This is a genomic window from Rahnella sp. CG8, assembly GCF_023701875.1.
GTDB lineage: Bacteria > Pseudomonadota > Gammaproteobacteria > Enterobacterales > Enterobacteriaceae > Rahnella > Rahnella aceris.
Genome location: NZ_JABAED010000011.1, coordinates 77,450 through 103,093, shown reverse-complemented (window position 1 = coordinate 103,093; position 25,644 = coordinate 77,450). Strand labels below are relative to the sequence as shown.

Here is a 25,644-nt window from a genome sequence, read left to right as displayed (position 1 = left end):
CTGACTCATGACGATTTCACAACAGGCGGCCAGTTTATGGCCGCAAAACAAACGCGGCTGCATGGCGCTGGCGTTTGACCTCGACGGCCCGACCGGTGATGCGATGCTTAACGGCACCCTCTGGCAGAAAGCGGATTACTTTACCTTCGGCGCTTACGGACCCTACCGCGCGCTGGAGCGCATTCTTGATTTGCTTGATGATCACCGGCTTCCGGCGACATTTTTCATCCCCGCGTGGGTCGTGGAGAACTGGCCGAAACAGTGTCAGGCGATTGTCGGACGCGGCCATGAAGTGGCGTATCACGGTTACCGTCATGAGTCTTTTTACGCCATCAGCGCGGAGAAACAGTTGTGGGTGATGCAGAAATCCCGCGAGATTTTCTGGCAGTTTCTGGGCATCCGTGCTGAGGGTTTTCGCACGCCTTCCGGTGACTGGCATGCAGAAACCCCCGCCATGCTACTGGAGGCGGGCGTGACCTATTCCAGCAGTATGCGCGGCGACGACCGGCCTTATCTCATCAGCGTTGCGGGGCATGACCGCCCGCTGGTGGAAATCCCGGGCCGCTGGGAAATGGACGATTACGCTTCTATTGCTTATACCCGCGAGCCGAATTTCCCCTCAGGCTTAGACCGTACCGCCAGCTATGAACTGACGCTGGATAACTGGTGTCGTGAATTCGATGGCGCGATGGATGAAGGGCTGAGCCTGACCACGTTGTTCCATCCAAAAATCAGCGGAAAACCCGGACGCATTATGCTACTTGACGCATTTTTTGCTCACCTGAAAGCGCGGGATGACGTGTGGTTTGCACGTTGCCGGGACGTCGCGCACTGGTGGATGCAGGAGCATGCCAATGACTGAACAAAACTGGCCCGCAGGTTACCGCTCTGCGGTGGTGATTACTGTTGATTTCAATGATATTCACGGCATTCTCAGTCAGGTGCCTGCGGTGGCCGGACGCGAAAAAACGCTGTCCGTCTGGCGTTATGGCACGCTGCGCGGCATCGACAGGCTGCTGGGTTTGCTGGAGGAGAAAAACCTGCGCAGCTCGTGGTGTGTGCCGGGCATTGTGGCGGATGAAAACCCGCAGAAGATCCGTGATATAGACCGTGCGGGTCACGAACTGGCGACCTGTGGCTATGAATTCGTCCATTTTGACGGCCTGTCGTTGCATCAGCAAACTGACAGCCTGCAACGGGGTAAAGCGGCGCTGAAAGCGCTGACGGGTAAAGTGCCACGCGGCTTTCGTTTGCCCGCCGGTAACTGGGCGAGGGGTTTTGCGGATGTGCTGGCGGATGAAGGATTCAGCTGGACATCCGGCTGGCGCGGGGATGATTTACCCTATTTCCAGCCGATGCAGGATGGTCTGGCGTCGCGGCTGGTGGAACTGCCGCTGCATTATGAAATGGAAGACGAGCCGTATTTTGCCTTTAACCTCAGCCCGGCGGTGCCTCCGGCGCAGTCGCGGATTGCCTCTTACCGCCATACCCTCGGCAATATGAAGATGGATTTCGACGGTTTCCACCGTTTTGGCCTGTGTTACGTGCTGCGCCTGCATCCGGAAGTGATCGGCACGGCAGGGCGCATTGGTGTGCTGGCGGAACTGCTGGATTACATCACTTCGCACCCGGACGTCTGGGTGGCGACGGCCGGCGAAGTCGCGGACTGGTGGTCGCAGAATCAGCCGCAAAACGAGGCGTCGCATCCGGCGCAAATCTGGATGCAACACACCGCGCCGGGAGTCAGCTATGAGTAATGTTTCACAACAGCAGGTTCTGGCCGGATTCGTGGTGAACACCCGTTTTGAGGATTTGCCGCCACGGCTTGTTGAACGCGCCAAACGGCATATCCTCGACACGCTCGGCGCGGGGCTGGTGGGATCTGCCAGCGATGTTGCAAAACAGGTGGCGGCGATGATCCTCGGTGAAGGCGCATTGCCGCTTTCGCCGGTGTGGGGCTGTCGCGAACTGACGTCGCCGCGCAACGCCGCGCTGCTTAACGGCGTGGCGGCGCATGCGCTGGAACTTGATGATACCGGCGGTTGCGATCATTCCGGCGCAGTGGTGATTCCGGCTTTGCTGGCGGTACTGCCGTTATGCCCGCAGCCGGTCAGCGGAAAAGCGTTTATCACTGCGGTCGTGATCGGTTATGACGTGGCGCGCCGCGTGCTGGAAGCCTGTGGCGGATATTCACCACATAACGGCGCAGGCTGGCATTCGACATCCACCTGCGGCGTGTTTGGTGCGGCGGCGGCAGCCGGAAAATTAATGGGGCTGAATGCGGCGCAAATCAGTTCGGCGTTAGGCATTTCAGGCAGTTTCAGCGGCGGCTTGTGGGCGTTTATCCACGACGGTTCGCAGAGTAAAAAACTGCACGCCGGACGTGCTGCCGAAGGCGGTGTGCTGGCCGCGCTGAGCGCCAGGCAGGGCATCAGCGGCCCGTCGCAGTTATTCGGGGATAAATGGGGAGGATTTCTTTCCACGCTGGCCCCTGCCAGTGCAACGCCGGAAGCGCTGACCGCGCAACTGGGGGAAATCTGGAAGCTGGAACGTTGTTCCATCAAGCCTTACGCCTCCTGTCGTGGCACGCATTCAGCCATTGACGCCACCGGCATTTTGCTGGAAAGACTGAATGCCGGCGCGGCGGATATCGAAAAAATCGTTGTGCGCTTGTGTCCGTTCCTCAACGGCATGTGCGGCGACAACGAAATCGCCACGCTGGCCGCCGCGCAGATGAGTATCCGCTACGCTATCGCCGCCCGTGTGGTCTTTGGACACGCAGGGCTGGCGGCGTATGACGCTGATAAACGTCAGGATCCGGCCTTGCTGGAGATGATCCGCCGGATTGATTTGCGGGAAGACGACACCCTGAGCGCCGACGGCGAGCCGGATGTCACGCTCTTCACCCGTTCTGGCCAGTCGCAAACCCTGCGGGTTGATGTCGCGCTAGGTGCGCCGGGTAATCCGGTGTCAGATGAGCAACTTAAACAGAAGTTTATCTCGCTGGCGACGCGGGTGATGTCGGAGGAAGAGGCAGAGAGGATATGGGAGCAGGGGATGCGGCTGGATCTGGCGCGAGATATTAATGCGTTCATCGGGCGGTAACTCCTTCCCCCTTCGCAGGGGGCGGTGCAAAGAGACAGGGCAAATTTTTCACTTGTTCATCCTGCGTGGCTGGTGTCAAATCAGATGATTAGCCTCCAGCGGATAAGACCGTTAAATAAAGGAAATCCTATGACTCAGACCCTGCGTACCGGCCTCGTCGGCTACGGCTTCGCCAGTAAAACCTTTCATTCACCCCTGATTGATGGCACGCCCGGCCTCGAGCTGGCGGTGGTTTCCAGCAGCGATGCGGGCAAAGTCCATGCGGACTGGCCCAATGTGGAGGTGGTAGATTCGCCGGAAAAGCTGTTTGCCGATGCGTCCATTGATCTGGTGGTGATCCCGACGCCCAATACCACCCATTTCCCGCTGGCGAAACTGGCGCTGGAAGCGGGTAAGCACGTTATCGTGGATAAACCCTTTACCGTAACACTTGAGGAAGCCCGCGAGCTTGACGCGCTGGCGCGTGAAAAAGGCAAGGTGCTGTCAGTATTTCATAACCGTCGCTGGGATTCGGATTTCCTCACGGTTAAAACGCTGATTGAAGAAGGTGCGCTCGGCGATATCGTCTATTTCGAATCCCATTACGACCGTTACAAACCGCAGGTTCAGCAGCGCTGGCGTGAAAGTGATGCGCCGGGCAGCGGCATCTGGTTCGATTTGGGTTCGCATCTTCTGGATCAGGCGCTGCAATTGTTCGGACTGCCGGAAACGTTGCAGGCGGATCTGGCTGTACTGCGCCCCGGCGGTAAAGCCGTGGACTATTTCAACGCGGTGCTGACCTATCCGCGCCGTCGCGTGGTGCTGCACAGTACGGTGTATGCGGTTGCCGAAACTGCGCGTTTTATCGTGCAGGGCGAAAAGGGCAGCTACGTGAAATTCGGGCTGGATCCGCAGGAGGACCGCCTGAAAGCCGGTGAACGTCTGCCACAGCCTGACTGGGGATTCGACAAGCGCGATGGTGTGATTACGCTGAGCCACGACGGCGTACTGGCGGAAAAATCGCTGCTGACCATTCCGGGCAATTACCCGGCTTATTATGCCGGGGTGCGGGATGCCATTAACGGACAGGGCGACAATCCGGTTCCGGCGGCTGATGCTATCCGTGTGATGGAAATGCTCGAACTGGGGATGCAGTCCTCAGAACAACAGGCGACCCTGAAAGTCATCAAGAACTAACACGTCGTCTACGCTTCTTAAGTGTCACTTTGGTGGCACTTTTATTTTTCATTTGTTATTCACTTTGCAAGGAAGGTTCATGTCCTGGTTACAACGTCTGAAAATCGACAAGTTTTTGCTGATCCTGGTTTGTGTTGTCGTGGTCGCCTCATTTTTCCCGTGTGAAGGGATTTATAAAACCTTCTTCGGTTACCTGACCACGGCCGCTATCGCGCTGCTGTTCTTTATGCACGGTGCGAAGCTTTCCCGTGAAGCGATCATGGCGGGTATCAGCCACTGGCGTCTGCACGTAGTGGTGTTCCTCAGCACCTTCGCGTTGTTCCCGCTGCTCGGTCTGGGCATGAAATGGCTGGTGCCGGTAGGGATCCTGACGCCGACGTTGTACTACGGTTTCCTGTATCTCTGCGCACTACCTGCGACCGTGCAGTCTGCGATTGCTTATACTTCGGTGGCGGGCGGTAACATTCCGGCGGCCATTTGCAGCGCGTCGGCATCCAGTATTCTTGGCGTGTTCCTCTCGCCGGTGCTGGTCGGCCTGCTGATGCATACACAGGGCGGCACCACTGACACCCTGCACGCCATCGGTTCTATTGTGCTGCAACTGATGGTGCCGTTTATCATCGGGCATCTTTGTCGTCCGCTGATTGGCGGCTGGGTACAGCGTCACAAGAAAATCGTCAACGTCACTGACCGTTCATCGATTCTGCTGGTGGTATATGTGGCGTTCAGTGAAGCGGTGGTGCAGGGGATCTGGCATCAGATCAACGGCTGGTCGCTGCTGGCGATCCTCGGCTGTTCTGTTGTTCTGCTCACTATTGTGCTGATCATCAACACTTACGTGGCGCGTCTGTTTGGCTTTAACACCAAAGATGAAATCACCATTGTGTTCTGCGGGTCGAAGAAGAGTCTTGCGAACGGTATTCCGATGGCGAACGTGCTGTTCCCGGCTGCCGCCGTAGGCGCGATGGTGCTGCCGCTGATGATTTTCCACCAGATTCAGTTGATGGTGTGCGCGGTACTGGCCTCACGCTATGCCAAACGTGTGGCACGTGAAGAAGCCGCGGCACTGCTGAAGAAAGAAGAAGTAAAAACGGTTTAACAGGTTGAACCAAAAAGAAAAGGGCGGAGATCATTTCCGCCCTTTTTTATTGTCACAGAAAGCGTTACGCCGATACTTTGTCGCGAATGGCCTGCTTTTCAGCGTCTGTCAGGAACGCCATGGTCAGGCCGTTTTCCTGTGCCTTGCGGATCTCGTCTGGCGTCAGCCCGGCAGCCGGTGCGGCGACGTTATATTCGTTAGCAATCTCAATGCCCTGAACCGCCGGGTCATCGGTATTGATTGAAGCCAGCACGCCGTGACGCAGGAAAATCGCCAGCGGATGCTGTTCAAAAGAGGCAACGGTGCTGGTCTGTATGTTGGAAGTCAGGCAGGATTCGATACCAATCTGATGCTTCGCCAGGAAATCCATCAGTTGCGGATCCTGTGCGGCTTTCACACCGTGGCCGATACGCTCTGCGCCCAGCTCGCGGATCGCCTGCCAGATGCTTTCCGGCCCTGCGGCTTCACCGGCGTGCACGGTAATGCGCCAGCCTGCGTCACGCGCACGGTTAAAGTGGCTGAGGAACAGACTGCCGGGGAAACCCAGTTCATCACCGGCCAGATCCAGTGCGGTAATGCCGTCGCGGTGCGCCAGCAAACCCTCAAGCTCTTGCTGGCAGGCATCTTCACCAAAGGTACGGCTCAGAATGCCAATCAGACGCACATCGATATCATGATGTTGCTGACCTTCGCGGATCCCTTCAATCACCGCTTCCACCACGCCAGCGACCGGCAGTTTGTGGTTCATCGCCATGTAATACGGGGAGAAACGCAGCTCGGTATAATGCAGACCGGCACGCGCCGCATCTTCAACGTTTTCTTTGGCGATACGGCGGCAGGCATCGAGATCGCCCAGCACTTTTACGCCCCAGTCGAGTTTCTGCAGAAAACTCACCAGATCCGGTTCGGTATGCATCACCTGGACATGCGGGCGCAGGGCTTCAAGTTCATTGGCAGGCAAGGTCAGGTTAAACTGACGGCCTAAATCGAGAATGGTTTGAGCGCGGATGTTGCCATCAAGGTGGCGGTGAATGTCGGTCAGGGGGAGGCGTGTGTCGATCATGGTGTGCACTCATTATTATTGAAATGTGCGGGGCATTATAACTGTATTTAGTTGCGCAACAAGAAGGGTTTTGAATTTGCTCCCTCCCCTGCGAAGGGGAGGGTTGGGGTGGGGTATTAAAGAAATATCAGGAGGTTGAAGTGTGAATCGACCAGGTGTTTGCCCTTAAAACCCCCTCCCGTCCTCCCCCTTCGCAGGGGGAGGAGCTTAGACCAACTCCCTGATGGCATTGATTAATTTTTCAACACCCGCTTCCACCTTCGATCTCGGACAGCCAACATTCAGGCGCAGGAAGCCGTTGCCTTCTTCGCCGTAGGTATAACCCGGCATGATGGCGACTTTTTGATGTTCGATCAGCTCATTTTGCAGTTGATTATCGTCAAGCCCGAGCGGGCGCAAATCAATCCAGGCCAGATAGGTGGATTGCGGCGGCTGCCAGTTGAGCTGCGGGAAGGCGGCGTTCAGTTGTTCCGCAACGTATTGCAGATTGCCCTGTAAATATTCCCGCAGCGCGTCAAGCCAGGGTTCACCGTGATGATACGCGGCAACGTGCGCATGAATGGCCAGCACTGCCGGAGACGATAAGCCATCGCAGGATTTTAGCTGCTGCAGATACGCCTCGCGCGGGGCCTGATGGCTGATCAGGCCGTAAGCGCCGGTCAGCGCCGGGATGTTGAAACTTTTCGAGCCGGACGTCAGTAACGCCCATTCACCGCGTGCGACTTCATTCCACGGCGTGTGGCGGTTTTCGCCCCAGACCATATCCATGTGGATTTCATCACTGATCACCCGCACGTGGTGGCGTTCGCAAAGTTCTGAGATGAGCGCCAGTTCTGTACGCGTCCAGACTTTACCGGTCGGGTTATGCGGGCTGCACAGCAACAGCAAAGTGCAGGCCGGTTGCGCCAGCAGACTTTCCAGATGTTCTGCGTCCAGCGCCCAGTCGTTAGCGTTTTTAATCAGCGGACAGGCCAGCATCTGGCGCTGATTGCCATCCACAACTTTGAAGAAGGCGTCATAGGCGGGCGTAAATGTCACCACGCCGTCGCCCGGCTGGCTCCACTGGCGGATCAGTTGCGCAACCATGTAAATCACTGACGGGCCGTAAACCACCATTTCGCGGTCAATCTGGCTGTTAAAACGTTGCTGATACCAGTGCGCCACCGCGCCGAGGAAATCATCGTGATGCCAGCGGCTGTAACCGAGCACGCCGTGTTGCAGACGTTTTTGCAGCGCATCGAGAATGCAGGGCGCGGCGGGGAAATCCATGTCGGAGATGGTAAATGGCAGTAAGTCTGCACTGCCGAAACGGTCAGCGACGTAATCCCACTGGGTGCACCAGGTGCCATGACGGTCGGTAACGGTGGAGAAATCAAAAGTCATTCTTTTCACTCCCTGAATAAAGCAGAAAAGGGCGACCGGAGTCGCCCTGTTAATCATATTACGCGATAGCCGGTTCCGGCGCGGGCTGACTCGCCGCGGTGCGGATCAGGTAATCAAGTTCATCTTTCACTGATTGCACCTGCGGACCAATCACCACTTGCAGATTGTGTTCGTTAAGATGCACAACACCGATGGCGCGGTTGGCTTTCAGCGTGGCATCGTCGACCAGCGACATATCTGCCACGGAAAGACGCAGGCGGGTGATGCAGTTATCCAGAGAAACGATATTACCGGCACCGCCCAGCGCGCTCAGAATAACCGGCACGTTGTAGCCAGATTTACTGGAAGACGGCACCGCTGCGGCAGCAGGCATGTTCTCAGATTCCCGGCCCGGGGTTTTAATGTTAAAGCGGGTGATGGAGAAGCGGAAGATGGCGTAATAAGCCGCGAACCAGATAGCCGCCACAACCGGCACCAGATACCACTTGGTGGCAGTGCCGTGCAGGATACCGAAGACCACAAAATCGATGATGTTGCCGTCAGTATTGCCGATGGTCACACCCAGAACCGACATGATGGTGAAGCCCAGGCCGGTCAGAATGGCGTGGATCACGTACAGAACCGGCGCAACAAACAGGAACAGGAATTCGATCGGTTCAGTGGTGCCGCCAACCACACAGGCAACCACGCCGGAAATCAGCAGGCCTTTAATTTTATGACGGTTTTCAGGTTTCGCGCAGTGGTACATCGCCAGTGCAGCACCCGGCAAGCCGCCGAGGAAAGCAGGCATTTTGCCCTGAGAAAGGAACTGTGTCGCGCTTTCAGAAAAACCGTGCGTGGTCGGGCAGGAAAGCTGCGCCTGGAAGATGGTCAGCGCGCCGCTGACTTCGCGACCACAGACATCCAGCGTACCGCCAGCTTCGGTGAAGCGGATCAGTGCAACCAGAATGTGATGCAGACCAAAAGGTAACAGCAGACGCTCGCCGGAACCGAAAATCATCGGACCAAATACCCCTGCGCCCTGAATCAGACGGCCCAGACCGTTAATGCCAGCGGCGAAGAAAGGCCAGATCAGCGGGATAAGCAAACCGACCAGACCGAGCACCACCGTGGTGACAATCGGGACAAAACGCGTGCCGCCGAAGAAGGCCAGCGCATCCGGCAAACGGATCGTGTTGTAGCGTTCGTGCAGGATGTACACGATGATACCGACAATCACTGCGCCCAGAATACCGGTGTCGATAGACTGAATGCCGAGGATCATCTGGATATTATTGGCTTTCAGCACCATCGGGTCGACGGTCGGCAATGTGCCGTTGGCGGTCAGGAAAAAGTTAATCGCCAGATTCAGCACGGCGAAACCGACGAAGCCGGAGAAAGCCGCCACACCTTTGTTTTCACGCGCCATGCCCAGCGGGATAGCGACCGCAAACATTACCGGCAGGAAGCTGAAGGCAAACGATCCGACTTTGCTCATCCAGACGAAAACCAGTTGCAGGATCGGATTCCCTAATGCGGGGATCAGCGTCACCACATCATGACTGCTTAACGAACTGCCGATGCCCAGCATGATGCCGCAGAACGACAGCAGGGCGACCGGAAGCATGAAAGTTTTCCCCAGGCTTTGGAAGAATTCCCAAAGTGTGACACGTTGTTTTTTATTTGCAGGCATACCCGCTCCATGAGTTGTTTTATTAAGCTGCTTTTGATGGCGGCTAAGATAAAACGTTTTACCTAAATAATACGTGTCGTACCTCACAATATTTAATGATGCTTGCACCAAGCTGGTTAAAGTAAGGTTAAACGTTTTACTCAAAGGGTGGAATTAGGTATAACTGTCTGACCACGCTAATTATTCCAGCCTTCGAGTAAAGCGGGCGGGCAGGGATCCTGTTTCATGGCATTTCAAATCAACGGCAACACCCGATGAACCCTAAAAAAATCACGATCGTAGATGTGGCGCAGCACGCGGGAGTGTCCGTGACCACGGTTTCACTGGTGCTCAGCAGCAAGGGACGGATTTCCCAGACAACCGCAGAACGGGTTAACCGGGCGGTTGATGCGCTGGGTTTTGTGCGCAACCGGCAGGCGAGTACGCTGCGCGGCGGAGAATCCGGCGTGGTCGGGCTGATAGTCCGCGATATCTGTGAACCGTTTTATGCCGAAATGACCGCCGGTCTCAGTGAGATGTTTGAAGCGCAGGGCAAAGTGTTATTTCTGCTGCAAAGCGGACCGTCCGGTAAAGGGCTGATGCGTTGTTTCGATACGTTGCTGACCCACGGCGTGGACGGCATTGTGATCGCCGGTGGCGTGAATACCCTCGGTGGGTTGAGAGAAAAGGCCGAAGAACATGGCGTCCCGCTGATTTGTGCCGCGCGCTCCGGGGGTATTGAGGGGGTTGACGTTGTCCGTCCCGATAATATGCTCGCGGCGAAAATGGCCACGGAATATCTGATCAAACAGGGCCACAAACAAATCGCCTATCTTGGCGGATTGAGCAATTCGTTAACCCGTGCCGAACGCCTCGGCGGCTTCTGCGCCACACTGCTGCAATACGGTCTGCCATTTCGCACTGAATGGATTATCGAATGTGACTATCAGCAAAAATGTGCCGCCGATGCTGCCGAAACCTTATTATCCCGCTATCCGAAAATCAGCGCGATTGTCTGCCATAAATCTTCCGTCGCGCTGGGTGCCTATTTCGGCGTTCTGCGCACCGGCGCACAAGTCGGCGGCGGGGCAGTAGACAGTTTCTTCCAGCAAAAAATTGCCCTGATAGGCATGGAAGATGCACCGGAATCGGAGCTGACCGAGCCTCCGCTGACCTCCATTGCGAACTCCGCACGGGAAATCGGCCACGCAACGGCCAGGCGCTTATTGCTGAGGATTGGCGGGCAGAATCTGGAAGCGCAGAATATTATTGTGCCACCGGGGCTGGTGGAGAGGGAATCGGCTTAGCTGATGCCTGAGCGGGCACTCCGGGCGCTTTTAAATTTAGAATCCAGGTCAAGGTTGTGGGTTGCCGCCCACAGTGGCCCAAAGAATTTGAAACGAACCCCCAGGAATCCTGCGTTTTTCTCACTGCGCGCTGTTGCCGGCGTTTATGTTCCAGCGAGCGGAGTGACAGCCGCAAGCCCAGGGTGTTCGTCTGGATTTATTCCACCGTCGAATATTTCACGTAGTGATTGGAACAGTTAAAGTGCGCGACATAACTCAGGGTGCCGTTCGGGCCTTTCGCGCTGAACGGGATGTTATAGGTCCCTTTGTCTTCTTTAGCGTCATCGCTGATGAAATTCAGAACCGGCACCGACGTGCCCATGTTGTCTTTATCATTGCCCCAGTTAGGGATACGGTTTTCCATGTAATCACGGGTGACCGTATCGATGGCATTGTCCTTGCTGATATCGGCACACGCGCCTTCTGTGGAGCGCTGCATCCACCACGGGTAGATATACACAGAGCCCAACATCAGCACCATCAAAACGAAAATGACTGAAACAATCCCGATCAAAACAACTTTACTCATAATGCTTGCCACTCCTGAAAATTATCAGTCAAATCATAAGCTGCCTGAATAAATCAATATTAAATGCCAGGCGCGAAAGCGCGTATGTTACGCCACTTACTCAGCAGAGGTTAAGTAATATCAACCTTTCTGTTGCATTCGCTTACAGAAGCCAATACCCCGGACAGCGCGCCGGGGTGTTAGCCTTTTTACAACATACATTGTTTACGTAAGGAGTCAGGCATGAGTCAGCAACAACCCACGGTCGCCGTACTGGGGCTGGGCGCAATGGGGCACGCGTTCGCCGCTAACCTGATCAAAAAAGGGTTCAATACCCGCGTCTGGAACCGGACGGCTTCACGGGGTGATGATTTGGTGAAAGCCGGTGCGACACGCGGCCGGACACCGCGTGAAACCGCTGAAGGGGCGGATGTGGTGATTACAATGCTGTCCGATGGCAAAACGTCCCTTGACGTTTATCAGGGTGACAACGGTTTGCTTGCCGGCCTGAAACAGGGCGGCATTATCGCTCAAATGGGAACGCTCGGCGTAGACGCGACGGAATCGTTGATGGCGCTGATTAAAACACTGCGTCCTGATGTGGTGTTCTTTGATGCACCGGTTTCCGGGACGAAAGCACCGGCCGAGCAGGCGCAAATTGTGGTGCTGGCCAGCGGGGATCGTGAAGCGGGTGCGGCTATTGAGCCGGTATTTGCCGCCATTTCCAAAGCGACAAAATGGCTGGGCGAAGCCGGGCGTGCATCCAGAATGAAACTGGTGGTCAATGCCTGGCTGATTGCCATGATGCAAGGTATCGCAGAAACTACGCAACTTGCCGAAGCGCTGGGTTTCACCCCCGACGATCTGTGGAATGTGCTGGAAGGCGGTCCGCTTGCTGCGCCGTATATCAGGGGCAAAATGGAGATGTTCAAAAGCGGTGATTACACCCCGCAGATGCAGCTGACCTGGGCTCTGAAAGATATCAATCTGGCGCTGGAAGCGGGCAGCAATCTTGAACTGCCGGTGATGAAACGTATCAGTCAGACCTGGCAGGGTGCGGTCGATGGCGGTTATGGCGGGAAGGATCTGGCGGTGGTGTATCACTATCTTGGCAATAAGTCTTAAGTCATTAAAAATTTGTGAATAAATCAGCGGCCTGTCCATGGAAGGGCTGGCTGTTTTCTGCCTCTCATTCATAACCCTGAAGTATAAACCAGACCATCTGGCTATTGGTCTGTCATCCGGCAACCGTGATAGCGTTGATAATTATTAATAACATCACGGCGGACTACGCGATGAGCCAGACATCCCCCTCTATCCCTCTGATCGATTTCAGTCAGTTTTCTGCAACGCCCGGTCAGCGGGAAGCGTTCCTTGCGCAACTGCGTTATGCGGCGCGTGAGATTGGTTTTTTCTACCTGAAAAATCATGGCGTTGATGCGCAGTTACTGAAGGATGTTCAGCGGGTTGCCCGACAATTCTTTGCACTGCCCGAGGAAGACAAACTGGCTGTGGCGATGATCAACTCGCCACACTTTCGCGGTTATAACCGGGCCGCCTCGGAGATTACCCGGGGTCAGCCGGACTGGCGCGAACAGTTTGATCTCGGTGCCGAGCGGCCAAAACTGCCGGTGACAGAGAGTACGCCTGCGTGGGCAAGATTGCAGGGGCCGAATCAATGGCCGGAAGCATTGCCGGAATTGCGCCCGCTGTTACTGCGCTGGCAACGGGAGATGACGGCCATGTCGCTGCGTCTGCTGCGGGCTTTTGCCCTGGCGCTGAAACTGCCGGAAGACGCGTTTGATCCGCTGTATGGCGTAAAGCCCAATGAACATATCAAACTGATCCGTTATCCGGGACGCACGGTGGGCGCAGGAAATCAGGGGGTCGGTGCGCACAAGGATTCAGGATTCCTCAGTTTTCTCTTGCAGGATGAACAGCGCGGTTTACAGGTTGAAGTGGAAGAAAACCAGTGGATCGACGCGTTTCCGGTCCCTGATACGCTGGTGGTAAATATCGGCGAGTTACTGGAACTTGCCACCAACGGCTATCTGCGCGCTACGGTACATCGGGTTGTCTCGCCACCGGAAGGCGGCGAGCGCTTGTCGCTGGCATTTTTCCTTGGCGCTCAGCTTGATGCTGTTGTGCCATTATTCCCGTTGCCCGCAGAACTGGCGCAGGAAGCGCGGGGAGAGGCAAGCGATCCGCTGAATCCGTTATTCCGCGATGTGGGTTTCAATTATCTGAAAGGGCGGCTGCGTTCACATCCTGACGTGGCGCAGCGCTATTATTCCGATTTCCCCGGGGCTAATACTGCTGGCTGACCGGGGCCTGTGCAGTATCTACGCTGACCATGGTGGACATGCCCGGACGCAGACGGTTACTTTGCTGCTGTCCCGGTTCCAGTTCAATGCGCACCGCGATACGTTGTGAGATTTTGGTGAAGTTACCCGTCGCGTTATTTAACGTCGGTGATATAGCCTGACACCTGGGGGCTGAGCAGGGTAACGTTGCCACGAATAATAACGAGTAACAAATCAGTAACGGAAGTGACTATTTCGGGCGGGAAAAGCTATAAAACGAGAAAAATCGCCAATTAAAGCGCGGCGATATTGGCAGTAATACTGGCGAGAACACCCCGGGCGATATCCACATCATTTTGCGGAATACCTTCCATGACGCGGATCAGAATGTCATCCGTCATGATGCGTACCTGGTTTGCCAGCTCAGTTCCGGTTTCTGTCAGTCTGATATCTTTCGAACGACGATCGGTTTCTCCGGGGCAGCGTTCCAGCAGGCCCAGCTCGGCGAGGCTGTCAAACAGGCGAATGGCGGTAGGGTGTTCCACTTCCAGCAACGCGGTCAGTTCACCCTGAGGCAGGCGTCCGCTGGCGGCTTCAAGATGTAATAACACTTGCCCGCGAGCCAGTGTCAGACCAATGGTTTTGAAACGGGCATCACAATAAGTCCGCAACTGACGGCCGATATGAATGGTTTCAGGCAGGAAACGGACGGCGGGAGAGGTGGCTTCCGGGCGGCGGCGTAATATGGTCACAGGAGATCCTCAACGTCGGGGATTAGCAGGTTCTGAGACGTCAGATTAGCACGATAAGCAACATTTATCAGAAAAGGACGGCTGCCATTAACATTTTGAGACAAGTGGAAGGGTTATCTAAGTAAAGTTTCCGGAAACTATTTATGCTGTCCGGAAAGCCATTTTACCTGTTTGCTTTATCCCTCTGACGGAGAAAATACAATGCAACCTGTCATCAACATGATCACGCTGGGTGTTAAAGACCTGGCCGCTTCTACCGAATTTTATCAGCACGGACTGGGCTTTCCAAAAGTGGTTATCGATTCTGAAGGTGTCAGTTTTTTTGAACTGGCAGGTGCCTGGCTTTCTCTGTTTCCGTGGGACGAACTGGCCAAAGATGCGCAAGTCAGCCCGGCAGGGAATGGTTTTCGCGGTATGGCGCTGGCGCAAACGGTGGCCAGTGAAGCTAAAGTGGATGCCATTCTGGCTCAGGCAGTCAGTGCGGGAGGTAAATTGATTAAACCGGGACAGAAAGTGTTCTGGGGGGGATATTCGGGTTATTTCGCCGATCCGGACGGACATCTGTGGGAAATCGCCTATAACCCGTTTATGACCATCGGGCCGCAGGAGAAATGACGTTCATTCCTGGAGCAAGAAATAATTAATTAGTTACAACATACAGTGTGTTTTATTAAAAATGGTGATCGTCTTTGACATATAAAAAGACACCGCATAAAGCGGTGTCTGTCATTATTCTGGCAGGAAAAGAGGAGGTTATAAACCGCGCTTTTCCATTAACAGGGCCAGATCGACCAGGCGGTTTGAAAAGCCCCATTCGTTATCATACCAGGCGAGAATTTTCACCAGCTTGCCGCCAATCACCAATGTTGAAAGCCCGTCAATAATGGATGAACGCGGATCACCGCGATAATCGCTCGACACCAGCGGCTCCTCGCTGTAACCCAGAATGCCTTTAAGCGGACCGGATTCAGCCGCCTTACGAAACGCGGCGTTAATTTCTTCAACAGTCGCTTCGCGTTTAAGGTTAACGGTTAAATCGACGATGGAAACCACCGGCACCGGAACTCGTAGTGAATAACCGGTCATGCGTCCGTCCAGTTCCGGGATAACTTTCCCGATCGCTTTCGCTGCGCCGCTGGAATACGGAACAATGGAAACCGCGGCCGCACGCGCACCCCGTAAATCTTTTTCAGGTTGATCATGCAACGCCTGGCTGTTGGTGTAGGCGTGAGTGGTGTTCATCAGGCCGTGTTCAATGCCGAAGGTCTGATGCAAAACCTGAGCGGCAGGGGCCAGACCGTTGGTGGTACAACTGCCGTTGCTGACCACTTTGTGTTTTGCCGGGTCGTAATCGCTGTCATTAACGCCCATCACAATAGTGATGTCATCATTTTTGGCCGGTGCGGAAATAATGACGCGTTTTGCTCCGCCCCGGGTGATGTGAACTTCCGCTTTAGCTTTTTCAGTAAAGAAGCCGGTAGCTTCAATAACGATATCAACGCCCACAGAGCTCCACGGAATTGCAGCGGGATCCCTTTCTGAGAAAACGCGTACCGGTTTTCCATCAACCCGTAATTCGCCTTCACCCGCTTCGACGTCAGCTTTTAACGTGCCTGAGAGTGAGTCATATTTCAGAAGATGAGCGAGAGTCTTACTGTCCGTTAGATCATTAATTGCCACCACCTGGAAGTCATCCCGCCCGAGTGCGGCGCGCAACACATTCCGTCCAATCCTGCCAAAACCATTGATACCTACTTTGACCATGATGAACTCCTTAGTTATCTGCTTTACAGTTAATCTAGTACGCAGGAGGATTGGCGTAAATGACAATAAAAGATCAATTTACGCCAAATATCTGGAGCAAAAGCGTTCTCTGTATTCTGTCGGTGTCAGTTGTAAATTTCGTTCAAAAACGCGGCGCAGGTTCAGCCCGCCGCCGAAGCCGGTCGTGAGGGCGATACGATCTATGTTTTGTGTTGTTTGTTCCAGAAGCTGTCGCGCGGCACTCAGCCTGACTTCCTCAACATATTTTGCCGGGGTTATGCCGGTTTCGCGTGTGAAAACGCGCGTGAAGTTTCGCGGACTCATCGCGACACGTTCAGCAAGGTTTTCGACAGATAAATCGCTGTTGAGATTCTCAGGTAACCAGGCCTGAAGTTCGCGGATAGAGCCATTGCTGGCCTGATTCAAAAGATAGCGGCTAAATTGCGACTGTCCACCCGGACGCCGGAGAAACATTACTAAATCCTGAGCAACATTTTTAGCGATGCTGAAACCATGATCTTCTTCGACCAATGCAAGAGTGAGGTCAAAGCCGGAGCTGACGCCACCTGACGTCCAGACCGGACCGTCCTGAACATACATCGGGCCGCGTTCAACGGTCACCTGCGGGTATTGTGCCTGCAGGGTGTCGATCAGACGCCAGTGTGTGGTGGCGTGTCGGCCGTTGAGTAATCCCGCCTGGGCGAGCAACACCGCGCCGCCACAAACAGATACCACGCGGCGGGCATGCGGCGCAGCCTGTTGTAACCAGCAAACAACGTTTGAGCCTTCTTCTTCAGATAAGCCTTTACCGGTGACTAAGATAGTGTCGCGGGTCAATGTGGGGTCAAGATCGCATAACCGGTGATCTGCGAGAAGGTTAAGCCCTGAGACACCGTGAATCACACGGTGCGGTTGCGTGGTGGCCACAGTCACCTGATAAGGCGCAATTTTGGAATCAGACGTGGCGTGGAGAGGCAACAGACGATTCGCCTGCATGAGGATATCAGCAATGCCTGCTGCTTCGAATAACATGCCCCCGTCGGGGACGATAATCAGGAATGTGTTCATGGCATTAAAAATACAATGTGTATTAAATAAGTCAAATCTGCGAATGCTGTTATTGAATCACTCAGCCAGTAAATTAACGTGAAAGCAGGGCGCAGGGACCGGATTTCGCACTTTTGATACCGTTGAATGTCAGAAAATCCCTCATAAATACATGACCCTGAGTGACGATAACGGTATCTTATCAGCCGGAGAAACGTTCATTTAGATCCTGGAAGATTATGATTTCATTATTCAAAAAAACTTCACAATTCAGCATGTTGGTTATGCTGATGATTTTGGCTGGCTGCTCGGGCAAACCTCATTATAAGAAATACGACACGCATGCCTTTGATGATGAGATTGAAGATGCTGCCGATGAATACAAAGTTGACCGTAAACTGGTGAAGGCAATCATTCAGGTCGAATCCGGATTTAATCCCAAAGCAGTCAGTCCATCTAATGCTATTGGTCTGATGCAGCTGAAAGCATCGACCAGCGGTTGCGACGCGTATCGTTATAAAGGTAAACGCGGTTGCCCGGACGACGATGATTTGCTGGATCCGGAAACCAACATTGATCTGGGAACGGCATACATCAGTGCATTGCAACGTCAGCAACTTAACTGGATTAACGATCCGCTGACGCGCCGTTATGCCACAGAAGTCGCGTATGCCAACGGTGCGGGAGCGTTACTTAGAACGTTTTCCAGTAACCGGCAGACGGCAATCCAGATGATTAATCAACTGACGCCGGAAGCCTTTAACTGGCATGTTCGTCAGTATCATCCGGCGCCGCAGGCACCCAGATATATGGCCAAAGTCGAAAAAGCCTATGCCGGTTTATAGTGTTTAGAGCACTGAAAAATGGACGTGCTACGTGAAATCTGCAGTACAACTATGCTGTTCAATTCTCAGAATTCACGTAGCGCGATCAATTTGAAACCCTGAAAGTCCGGACGGAGGTGGTGAATGCCAGATAACATATTCACAGATATTCCTGAAGCTGCACGCAATGGTGAAGGCGAGACCTTTGAAGAGTTGCTGACACGACCCGGTATTCGTATTGAGCGGATTATTTCCACAGGACAAGCCAGCCCGACGGGATTCTGGTATTGCCAGACGCATGACGAATGGATACTGATCTTGCAAGGTTCGGCTGGTTTGAGGTTTGATACTGAAACCGAGGTGCGCATTCTGAAAGCAGGCGACTTTGTGAATATCCCGTCGCTGTGCAGACACCGCGTCGAATGGACTGAACAGAATGGAACGACCATCTGGCTGGCCATTCATTACGGTGAAAAAACGTTGAACGAAGCAGGTGAGGCAGAATGAGGAAAATGATGGCGCCTGGTGCGTAAGTTGATATTGTATTTAACATAATATACATTATGCGCACTTTGATTATCCGTTCTATATCCTCTACATTGTTCTTATTCTGATAACGGGAAATCCTCCCGGAGGTTTTGGTGATTATCGCTCAGGTGTCTGACATTCATGCCGCAGAAAATAATGATAACCTCGCACGCTTTGAACGCGCACTGACGTGGATTGATCTCATTACGCCTGACGCCCTTGTGCTGACCGGTGATTTGATTGACGACAACTGGCGTGATGGTTATGCCGCTATCGCCGCTCAGCTGAATAAAAGATCTTACCCGTCATTCATATTGCCCGGTAATTCAGACGACCGTGCAGCAATGAAATCAATTTTGCATTGCCATTACTGGTGCAATTCCGGCGAAAATGACGCGCTGCATTTTGTCGCGGACATCGGTGAACTCCGCCTTATCGGCCTTGATACCACCATCCAGGGAAATCCCGCAGGAGCCATTGGCGAACATCTGCCGTGGCTGGCCGATAATCTGATCAGCGACGGTCCCGCGAATTCCATTCTTTTCATGCATCATCCGGTTATCCGCAGCGGCATTCCGCCTTTAGATCAGATAATGTGTCGCGATGTGGTAAAACTGGCTGAGTTTTTAAGTGAGCATCCGCGAAAACCTATCGCTATCTCAGCAGGTCATGTTCACCGGTCAATGGCCGGGCAACTGGCCGGAATACCGGCTTATATTTGCGGCTCCATCTGCCCGGAAAATCCTTTGTGGTTTGGCACGGCAATTGTTCCTCCCGTGAACAACTTCTTGTCATTTATGATTCACAGATACAATGACGGTGAGATGGTTAGCCACCCTGTCCTTCTTTAATATCTGCCTGATATATGCGCACGCTATACCATCAACCGGACGTTCTCTCTATTTAACGCAGGAAACCTCATGAAAAATATCACTTTTTACAGTCGTTTTGAGGCTGACATTCTTGCTGGCCGTAAAACGATCACCCTGCGTGAAGCCAGCGATGCGGATTTTACAGCAGGCGATCAGGTTCGCGTCAGCCGTTATGAAGATGACGTGTTTTTCTGCAACATTGAAATTATCGCTGTCACTGGTGTACAGTTCGACGATCTCAACGATCAGCACGCGGTGCAGGAAAACATGACACTGGAAGAACTTAAACAGGTCATCAGCGAGATTTATCCGGGGCTGAAATCACTGTTTATGATTGAATTTCGTCTTCTTTAATTGCGTGTGGCGCGCCGGGATCCCTTCTCCACGCGCCCTTTTCTTCTCATCAGCCATTCCAGCGGGAATTGCGGATCACTGAACAGAAATTTCCTTTGATAAAATCGGGTTCTTTATCAGCAATGACGTCGGCTTTGACATTGCCGAATGTGGTCTGCGGCTTGTGTTTAATTCCGTCATAAAATGCCTGAATAATATCTTCCTTGAACGCCGGTGTCCGCGGATGCGCTTCGACAACCGCATTGCGTACGCTGTCATCGTAGCCCTGATAATTGATGCCGAGTACGTCCATTTCCACACCTGAAGTCACCAGTGCGATCACCGGATCCATAAATTCAGGGATGCCCGGCGTGGTATGCAGCGCAATGGCGGTCCAGACCTTATCGATGTCCTGCGTGCTGATGCCGTGCTGTTGCATAAACTCGCGTGCGGCATTGGCGCCGTCAACTTCAAAGCGTTTATCGCAACTGCAATTTTCGTGTGTCAGCCCCACATCGTGGAACATACAGCCAATATAAAGCAGCTCATGATCAACCTTTAGCTGACGTTGTTGCCCGGCCAGCGCGGCCCAGTAATATACACGGGTGGAATGATGAAACAGTAAATCGGATTCCATATCACGGACCCGTTCTGTTGCTTCACGGGCCATTTTGCTGTCGGGAATGCGGATACCCTTAATGTTCAGAGTCATAGTATTTGTCCTGTTGGGTTGAATAGAGTCAGCATAAGCGGCAAGATAAATGTCATCAATCATCGTAATATGACGTTATGAGACATAATTGTTCATTTGCGACAGGAAATATTCAAATGCCAAAACACATCATTATTCTCGCCGTGCCGGGCGTGCAACTTCTCGATGTCTCCGGTCCGCTGGATGTTTTCGCTGAAGCCAACCGGCAACGCGGCCGCGACGTTTATACCCTGAGCGTGATGGCGATTGGCGACGATCCCGTTGTACGCACCTCTTCCGGCGCGCGTCTGTTTGCAGATCTCACTCTTGCAACCCCACTTCCCGCTGCCGTCGATACTTTTCTGGTCGCAGGCGCACCTGTGCTTGAGACATTCCTGCGGGATGAAAAATTAAAAGACGGGATCCGTACCTGGAGCCACCATGCGAAGCGTTTTGGTTCCGTGTGCAGCGGTGCGTTATTACTTGCCGCCGCCGGGTTGCTTGACGACCGGCGCGTGACCACACACTGGTCCGTCGCCGCAAAGCTAAGCGAAGAGTATCCGCGGGTGAATGTCGAAGCTGACGCTATTTTTATTGCCGAGGGTGAGCTGAGAACAGCAGCAGGTGTCACCTCCGGGCTGGATTTAGCCCTGAATATGGTGGAAGAAGATCTTGGACGGGAAACCGCGCTGGATGTCGCTTCGCAACTGGTGATGTTCTTCAAACGTCCCGGCGGGCAGTTGCAGTTCAGCCGCCATGGTCAGGCGTCGCTGAGTGGCCGGTCAGCATTACAGGACGTACAGCGGTGGGTGATGAATTCGCTCGACCAACCGCATAATGTGCAAAGCCTGGCTGTTCATATGGGGATCAGTGTCCGCCATCTGACGCGTTTGTTTAATCAGGCGCTGCGGCAATCACCGGCAGAATGGCTGGAACAGCAACGGATATTTCACGCGCGGCAACTGCTGGAAACGGGGGAAATGGCGGTGAAGCAGGTTGCGGCACAGTGCGGATTTTCCAGCGTTGATATCTTGCGACGTGCGTTCGTCAGGCAATTATCCGTGACACCGTCACAATATCAAAAGCAGTATTCCCGTTGAAAAAACCTTCGAGAAATCAGGCTTCTTTTGCTACCTGAGCACGCCGGAAACAATCCGGATGATGGGTATTAATCAGGCCGGTAGCTTCCAGCCAGGCATAGACTATTGTCGGGCCGACAAACTTGAATCCACGCTTTTTGAGATCTTTTGAAATCTGATCAGACAGCGCATCTTTAGTCGGAACCGGCCCGGTATGCTGAATCGCCTTCCCGCCGATTTGCGCCCAAATCCACTCACCAAAATCTTCCCCCGCTTGCTGCATGGACAGATAGGCCCGGGCGTTGCTGACAACCGCCGTGATTTTGCTGCGGGAGCGGATAATATCGGCGTTATTCACCAGCCTTTCGCTGTCTTCTTCGGTAAATTCTGCGACTTTCTCGGGTATAAAATCGCAGAAGGCCAGGCGCAAGGCATCCCTTTTTTTCAGCACGATCCGCCAGGATAATCCGGCCTGAAAGCCATCAAGCATCAGCTTTTCCCACAGTGCACGGCTGTCACGTACCGGCTTGCCCCATTCATCATCATGATAGTCAATCATCATCGGGTCACTCGTGCCCCACGGGCAACGGATCAGATCTGTCATCGCGAACTCCTGAAAGCAGAAAGTTCTTTATTCTAACCTGACCCGTGCATGGAAGGGGTAAACTTCTTCTTCACCCTGCTGAGCGAGTATCACACTGAATTTAATGATTTCACAGATGTTTATGTGTGCACATTTATTGGTTATGGGTATCACCGAATGTTGTAACTAATTTATGAGTCATGATTTTGCATAAATGAAATTCTATCCCCCGGTCTTTTCGGTGGCAGAGATTGATTTACGTCATCATCCTTTTTGGGCATAGGAATTATATTACGCTTCTTTATAAACAGGATGGAACCATGTTTAGTCGTTTAGGTCGTATATTTAGCCCCGCAACACCCCCTCACGGTAAAGAAGTTGAGAAGAACCAAACCTTTCCGCAATCCTTTATTTCCAAAGGTAATTCTTGTGCTTATAGATACGATTCGCGCGGGCCAGAAATAATAGAAGCTCAGGGATTTTTTGGAACAATCAGCCGGGATAACACAGAGTTTCGGGTATTTGGAGATAACACTGTCTTTGCCTCCAGGACGAAAAAAGGGGCAAAGGCTTTCCTGAAAACGAGAACTTTCATGGGGAAACAAAATTTCCAATACCTCTATGAGATCAATATATTAGGAAAGCGTAGCTTTTCATTTGTTGAAAACTACAAACGTGATCAAAATGCATTAATCGAGGCGATGTTAGCTTCCTTACCGGCTGAATTAGTGGCGAGCATGCCAGTTAGTGAGGCTCGTGCCCTGGCGCACAGTGCTCTCATTCGCGACTTTAACAGCGTTGATGAAATTCAAATTGAAGCGCCAATTTCAACCCAGCGAATAAAACATATTGCCACCACCTTAGTGTGATTATCTAAAACTTTCCGGACGGTTGCTCATTGAAATATCCTAAGCATTGAGTTTCTGTCTGGTTAAATTGTTTATAGGGGAAGTTTATGATTTCCCTATTATTCAGGTATGTACATTTTTCCATTTTGCCCTAAACTGTATGTTGTAACTAACCGGAGGGTTTATGGCGGATTATGATTTAATTGCCCGGATGAACGGCTGTTTTAACGAACTGGAAATGGCATTGCAAGATTTGGGGAATTTCCTGGGGCAACTGGAATTATTGCAGGCGCGGGTATTTACCTTGCCTGAAGTAGTGAAAGGCGAAGAGCATAATCCGGCGGACAAAATCACTGTCATGCCTCACACCGGCGAAACCGCACAGCAACTGGCATTACAGCATTTTCAGCGGTTGTTTATTCATCATAATAACGAGAATGTCAGCAGTAAATCCGCCGTCCGTTTACCCGGTGTGTTGTGTTATGCCGTGGACGCCGCGGAGCATCAGTCTGCCCTGCTGTTGATTGAAGAAGTGAATAAGCTGAAAGCTGAGCTGGAACATATCGTGACCGTCGAGTCCGGTCTCGCCCGTGAACAGCGTTTTGAGTTTGTACATACCCACCTTCGCGGCCTGATAACGCTGAACGCTTACCGTTCGGTGACGTATCTCAATGACCCGGACTCCGTGCGCTTTGGTTGGGCGAACAAACATATTATTAAGAACGTGACCCGCGATGAAGTTCTGGCACAACTGGAAAAGAGTCTGCATGCCGGACGCGCTGTCTCGCCTTATACCCGTGAGCAATGGATGGAAAATATTAACCGCGAGATGATAGACGTGAAGCGTTTGCCGGAACACGCGGCGCTCAAATTCAAACGCCCGGTGAAAGTTCAGCCCATAGCCCGCGTGTGGTATCGCAACAACCAGAAACAGGTGCAACACCCCTGCCCGCTGCCGCTGATTGCGTTATGTTTGCGTTCGCCCATGATGCAACTTCCTAAGTTAGGGGAACTGCATGATTACGATGTGTCATCCGTGAAGCATAAATATAAACCGCAGTCGCAGCCACTGAGCCTGCTGATCAAACGTCTGCATCTTTATACGGACCATCCGCTGTAAGCCGCTCAGAACGTGAAAAGGTCCGGTTGCCCGGACCTCATTTCACATGTAAATAGCAGGCCGTTTACGCTTGCATGCTACCGACCATGGCTTCAGGCCGCACCCACTCGTCGAACTGTTCTTCGGTCAGATAACCGAGTTTCAGCGCCGACGCTTTCAGGGTCAGGCCTTCTTTATGCGCTTTCTTGGCGATTTCCGCCGCCTTGTCATAGCCAATATGGGTATTCAGCGCAGTCACCAGCATCAGCGATTCATTCAACAACTGGGTAATACGGTCACGGTTAGGTTCAATACCGACCGCACAATGCTCGTTAAAGCCGCTTATACCATCAGCCAGCAAACGAACGGATTGCAGGAAGTTATGGATGACCAGCGGACGGAACACGTTCAGCTCAAAGTTACCGGATGCACCGCCGATGTTGACTGCAACGTCATTTCCCAGCACCTGTGCGCACAACATAGTCATCGCTTCGCACTGCGTCGGATTGACTTTGCCCGGCATGATCGAGCTACCCGGTTCGTTTTCCGGAATCGAGATTTCACCAATGCCGCAACGCGGGCCGGAAGATAACCAGCGCACGTCGTTGGCGATTTTCATCAGTGAAGCGGCCAGCCCTTTCAGCGCGCCGTGGCCATGAACCAGTGCGTCACAGGTCGCCAGCGCTTCAAATTTATTCGGGGATGTCACAAACGGTTGTCCGGTCAGTTCTGCCAGTGCTTTCGCCACACGCACGGCGTATTCCGGGTGCGTATTCAACCCGGTACCGACTGCAGTTCCGCCCAGCGCCAGTTCGGCAATATGCGGGATGCTGTTTTCAATGTGCGTCAGGCTGTGTCCCAACATGGCTACCCAGCCGGAAATTTCCTGTCCCAGTGTCAGCGGTGTGGCATCCTGCAAATGCGTACGCCCGATTTTCACAATGTCACGATATGCCGTGGCTTTATCGGACAGCGTTTTGTGCAACACTTTCAACTGCGGGATCAGGGTTTCGCGCAGTTCAATCACTGCCGCAACGTGCATGGCCGTCGGGAAAACATCATTGGAGCTTTGGCTCTTGTTCACATCATCGTTCGGGTGAACTTTACGTTCTTCGCCGCGCACGCCACCGAGAATTTCACTTGCCCGGTTAGCCAGCACTTCATTCATATTCATGTTGGTCTGGGTGCCGGAACCGGTCTGCCAGATGGACAGCGGGAATTCGGCAGAATGCTTGTCGGCAAGCACTTCATCGGCAGCGGCAATAATGGCGTTTGCCCGCTCAGCAGGCAGTAACCCGAGGTCCATATTGACGCTGGCTGCCGCACGCTTTGTCAGTGCCAGCGCGTGAATCAGCGCCGTTGGCATTTTTTCAGAGGAAATACGAAAATGCTCGAGGGAACGTTGCGTCTGTGCGCCCCAAAGCTTATCTGCCGGAACATCAATTGGCCCCATTGAGTCTTTCTCAACGCGTGTAGATGCCATTACTGTCTCCTTAGATGCTTATTACGATGATAAATCAGTTTTTTTGCAGGTTACTGTTTGCCGCACGCGCTCCCACGCATCCGTTGGCGGCCTGTTGATTATAGTGA

26 protein-coding genes and 1 pseudogene are annotated in these 25,644 nt (G+C 53.2%); 16 read left to right on the top strand and 11 right to left on the bottom strand.

Annotated elements, in window-relative coordinates; all coding sequences use genetic code 11:
- Positions 1-7: 7 nt before the first annotated feature.
- From HGO41_RS12540 to HGO41_RS12520, 5 genes are all read left to right on the top strand, one after another.
- Positions 8-862, top strand: a complete 855-nt coding sequence (locus tag HGO41_RS12540; protein ID WP_126124879.1) for a polysaccharide deacetylase family protein — start codon at positions 8-10, stop codon at positions 860-862.
- Positions 855-1,757 carry a polysaccharide deacetylase family protein gene (locus tag HGO41_RS12535; RefSeq protein ID WP_250981079.1) on the top strand — a complete coding sequence of 301 codons (903 nt, stop codon included), beginning with the start codon at positions 855-857 and terminating at the stop codon, positions 1,755-1,757. The genes HGO41_RS12540 and HGO41_RS12535 overlap by 8 nt, the downstream gene beginning before the upstream one ends.
- Positions 1,750-3,105 (top strand): MmgE/PrpD family protein, encoded by a 1,356-nt coding sequence (locus HGO41_RS12530; protein WP_250981078.1) that lies wholly within the window; start codon positions 1,750-1,752, stop codon positions 3,103-3,105. Before HGO41_RS12535 ends, HGO41_RS12530 begins: the two co-directional genes overlap by 8 nt.
- A gap of 129 nt (positions 3,106-3,234) precedes the next feature.
- Positions 3,235-4,281: an oxidoreductase gene (locus HGO41_RS12525; RefSeq protein ID WP_013575494.1), complete on the top strand. Its 1,047-nt coding sequence runs from the start codon at positions 3,235-3,237 to the stop codon at positions 4,279-4,281.
- 79 nt (positions 4,282-4,360) lie between these two features.
- A complete protein-coding gene (locus HGO41_RS12520; RefSeq protein WP_013575495.1) occupies positions 4,361-5,380 on the top strand; it encodes a bile acid:sodium symporter family protein in 1,020 nt (339 codons plus the stop codon).
- 64 nt (positions 5,381-5,444) lie between these two features.
- On the opposite strand, the gene add is transcribed toward HGO41_RS12520, so the two are convergent.
- From add to malX, 3 genes are all read right to left on the bottom strand, one after another.
- Positions 5,445-6,443, bottom strand: a complete 999-nt coding sequence (gene add, locus HGO41_RS12515) for an adenosine deaminase (RefSeq protein WP_112198760.1) — start codon at positions 6,441-6,443, stop codon at positions 5,445-5,447.
- Between the two features lie 207 nt (positions 6,444-6,650).
- On the bottom strand, positions 6,651-7,826 hold the full coding sequence (locus HGO41_RS12510) for a MalY/PatB family protein (RefSeq protein WP_112198088.1): 1,176 nt from the start codon (positions 7,824-7,826) through the stop codon (positions 6,651-6,653).
- Between the two features lie 58 nt (positions 7,827-7,884).
- Positions 7,885-9,498 (bottom strand): maltose/glucose-specific PTS transporter subunit IIBC, encoded by a 1,614-nt coding sequence (gene malX, locus HGO41_RS12505; protein WP_013575498.1) that lies wholly within the window; start codon positions 9,496-9,498, stop codon positions 7,885-7,887.
- 254 nt (positions 9,499-9,752) lie between these two features.
- Between malX and malI the strand changes: the two genes are divergently transcribed.
- On the top strand, positions 9,753-10,784 hold the full coding sequence (gene malI / locus HGO41_RS12500; protein ID WP_250981077.1) for a Mal regulon transcriptional regulator MalI: 1,032 nt from the start codon (positions 9,753-9,755) through the stop codon (positions 10,782-10,784).
- Positions 10,785-10,980: 196 nt separating this feature from the next.
- Here malI and HGO41_RS12495 read toward each other — a convergent pair whose 3' ends face one another.
- Complete coding sequence (locus tag HGO41_RS12495) at positions 10,981-11,352, bottom strand: YebF family protein (RefSeq protein WP_013575500.1); 372 nt, start codon at positions 11,350-11,352, stop codon at positions 10,981-10,983.
- 222 nt (positions 11,353-11,574) lie between these two features.
- Here HGO41_RS12495 and HGO41_RS12490 point away from each other — a divergent pair, with 222 nt between their 5' ends.
- Together HGO41_RS12490 and HGO41_RS12485 are read left to right on the top strand one after the other, a co-directional pair.
- Positions 11,575-12,456, top strand: a complete 882-nt coding sequence (locus tag HGO41_RS12490) for an NAD(P)-dependent oxidoreductase (RefSeq protein ID WP_250981076.1) — start codon at positions 11,575-11,577, stop codon at positions 12,454-12,456.
- Between the two features lie 170 nt (positions 12,457-12,626).
- Complete coding sequence (locus HGO41_RS12485) at positions 12,627-13,655, top strand: isopenicillin N synthase family dioxygenase (RefSeq protein WP_013575502.1); 1,029 nt, start codon at positions 12,627-12,629, stop codon at positions 13,653-13,655.
- Here HGO41_RS12485 and HGO41_RS12480 read toward each other — a convergent pair.
- Together HGO41_RS12480 and HGO41_RS12475 are read right to left on the bottom strand one after the other, a co-directional pair.
- Positions 13,639-13,815: pseudogene (locus HGO41_RS12480) on the bottom strand (hypothetical protein); the annotation flags it as partial. The gene HGO41_RS12485 and the pseudogene HGO41_RS12480 overlap by 17 nt on opposite strands.
- Positions 13,816-13,927: 112 nt before the next feature.
- The gene (locus tag HGO41_RS12475) at positions 13,928-14,386 is read right to left on the bottom strand and encodes a MarR family winged helix-turn-helix transcriptional regulator (RefSeq protein WP_112152251.1); all 459 of its coding nucleotides are present in this window, start codon (positions 14,384-14,386) and stop codon (positions 13,928-13,930) included.
- A 201-nt stretch (positions 14,387-14,587) separates the two neighbouring features.
- On the opposite strand from HGO41_RS12475, the gene HGO41_RS12470 reads away from it, so the two are divergent.
- Positions 14,588-15,001 (top strand): VOC family protein, encoded by a 414-nt coding sequence (locus tag HGO41_RS12470; RefSeq protein ID WP_013575504.1) that lies wholly within the window; start codon positions 14,588-14,590, stop codon positions 14,999-15,001.
- A gap of 138 nt (positions 15,002-15,139) precedes the next feature.
- Here HGO41_RS12470 and gap read toward each other — a convergent pair whose 3' ends face one another.
- Positions 15,140-16,150: a type I glyceraldehyde-3-phosphate dehydrogenase gene (gap, locus tag HGO41_RS12465; RefSeq protein ID WP_013575505.1), complete on the bottom strand. Its 1,011-nt coding sequence runs from the start codon at positions 16,148-16,150 to the stop codon at positions 15,140-15,142.
- Between the two features lie 78 nt (positions 16,151-16,228).
- Positions 16,229-17,218: a GlxA family transcriptional regulator gene (locus HGO41_RS12460; RefSeq protein WP_200225357.1), complete on the bottom strand. Its 990-nt coding sequence runs from the start codon at positions 17,216-17,218 to the stop codon at positions 16,229-16,231.
- A gap of 218 nt (positions 17,219-17,436) precedes the next feature.
- On the opposite strand from HGO41_RS12460, the gene HGO41_RS12455 reads away from it, so the two are divergent.
- The 4 genes from HGO41_RS12455 to yqfB all read left to right on the top strand — a co-directional run bounded on the left by HGO41_RS12455 (position 17,437) and on the right by yqfB (position 19,775).
- On the top strand, positions 17,437-18,042 hold the full coding sequence (locus HGO41_RS12455; protein ID WP_013575507.1) for a transglycosylase SLT domain-containing protein: 606 nt from the start codon (positions 17,437-17,439) through the stop codon (positions 18,040-18,042).
- 123 nt (positions 18,043-18,165) lie between these two features.
- Positions 18,166-18,528 carry a cupin domain-containing protein gene (locus HGO41_RS12450; protein WP_112198082.1) on the top strand — a complete coding sequence of 121 codons (363 nt, stop codon included), beginning with the start codon at positions 18,166-18,168 and terminating at the stop codon, positions 18,526-18,528.
- Between the two features lie 134 nt (positions 18,529-18,662).
- Positions 18,663-19,400: a metallophosphoesterase gene (locus HGO41_RS12445; RefSeq protein ID WP_217192437.1), complete on the top strand. Its 738-nt coding sequence runs from the start codon at positions 18,663-18,665 to the stop codon at positions 19,398-19,400.
- Between the two features lie 69 nt (positions 19,401-19,469).
- Entirely contained in the window at positions 19,470-19,775 is a 306-nt protein-coding gene (gene yqfB / locus HGO41_RS12440) for a N(4)-acetylcytidine aminohydrolase (protein ID WP_013575510.1), read from the top strand.
- 49 nt (positions 19,776-19,824) lie between these two features.
- On the opposite strand, the gene HGO41_RS12435 is transcribed toward yqfB, so the two are convergent.
- Positions 19,825-20,466: an HD domain-containing protein gene (locus tag HGO41_RS12435; protein WP_112152256.1), complete on the bottom strand. Its 642-nt coding sequence runs from the start codon at positions 20,464-20,466 to the stop codon at positions 19,825-19,827.
- Positions 20,467-20,582: 116 nt separating this feature from the next.
- Here HGO41_RS12435 and HGO41_RS12430 point away from each other — a divergent pair, with 116 nt between their 5' ends.
- A complete protein-coding gene (locus HGO41_RS12430) occupies positions 20,583-21,545 on the top strand; it encodes a GlxA family transcriptional regulator (protein WP_121019340.1) in 963 nt (320 codons plus the stop codon).
- Positions 21,546-21,561: 16 nt separating this feature from the next.
- Here the strand turns inward: HGO41_RS12430 and HGO41_RS12425 are convergent, their stop codons facing one another.
- A complete protein-coding gene (locus tag HGO41_RS12425; protein WP_250981075.1) occupies positions 21,562-22,128 on the bottom strand; it encodes a DNA-3-methyladenine glycosylase I in 567 nt (188 codons plus the stop codon).
- 299 nt (positions 22,129-22,427) lie between these two features.
- On the opposite strand from HGO41_RS12425, the gene HGO41_RS12420 reads away from it, so the two are divergent.
- Positions 22,428-22,976: a hypothetical protein gene (locus HGO41_RS12420; protein ID WP_112152258.1), complete on the top strand. Its 549-nt coding sequence runs from the start codon at positions 22,428-22,430 to the stop codon at positions 22,974-22,976.
- 163 nt (positions 22,977-23,139) lie between these two features.
- Positions 23,140-24,075, top strand: a complete 936-nt coding sequence (gene tus / locus HGO41_RS12415) for a DNA replication terminus site-binding protein (RefSeq protein WP_112152259.1) — start codon at positions 23,140-23,142, stop codon at positions 24,073-24,075.
- Positions 24,076-24,139: 64 nt separating this feature from the next.
- Here the strand turns inward: tus and fumC are convergent, their stop codons facing one another.
- Positions 24,140-25,537, bottom strand: coding sequence for a class II fumarate hydratase (gene fumC / locus HGO41_RS12410; RefSeq protein ID WP_250981074.1), 1,398 nt, complete (start codon positions 25,535-25,537; stop codon positions 24,140-24,142).
- Positions 25,538-25,644 lie beyond the last annotated feature (107 nt).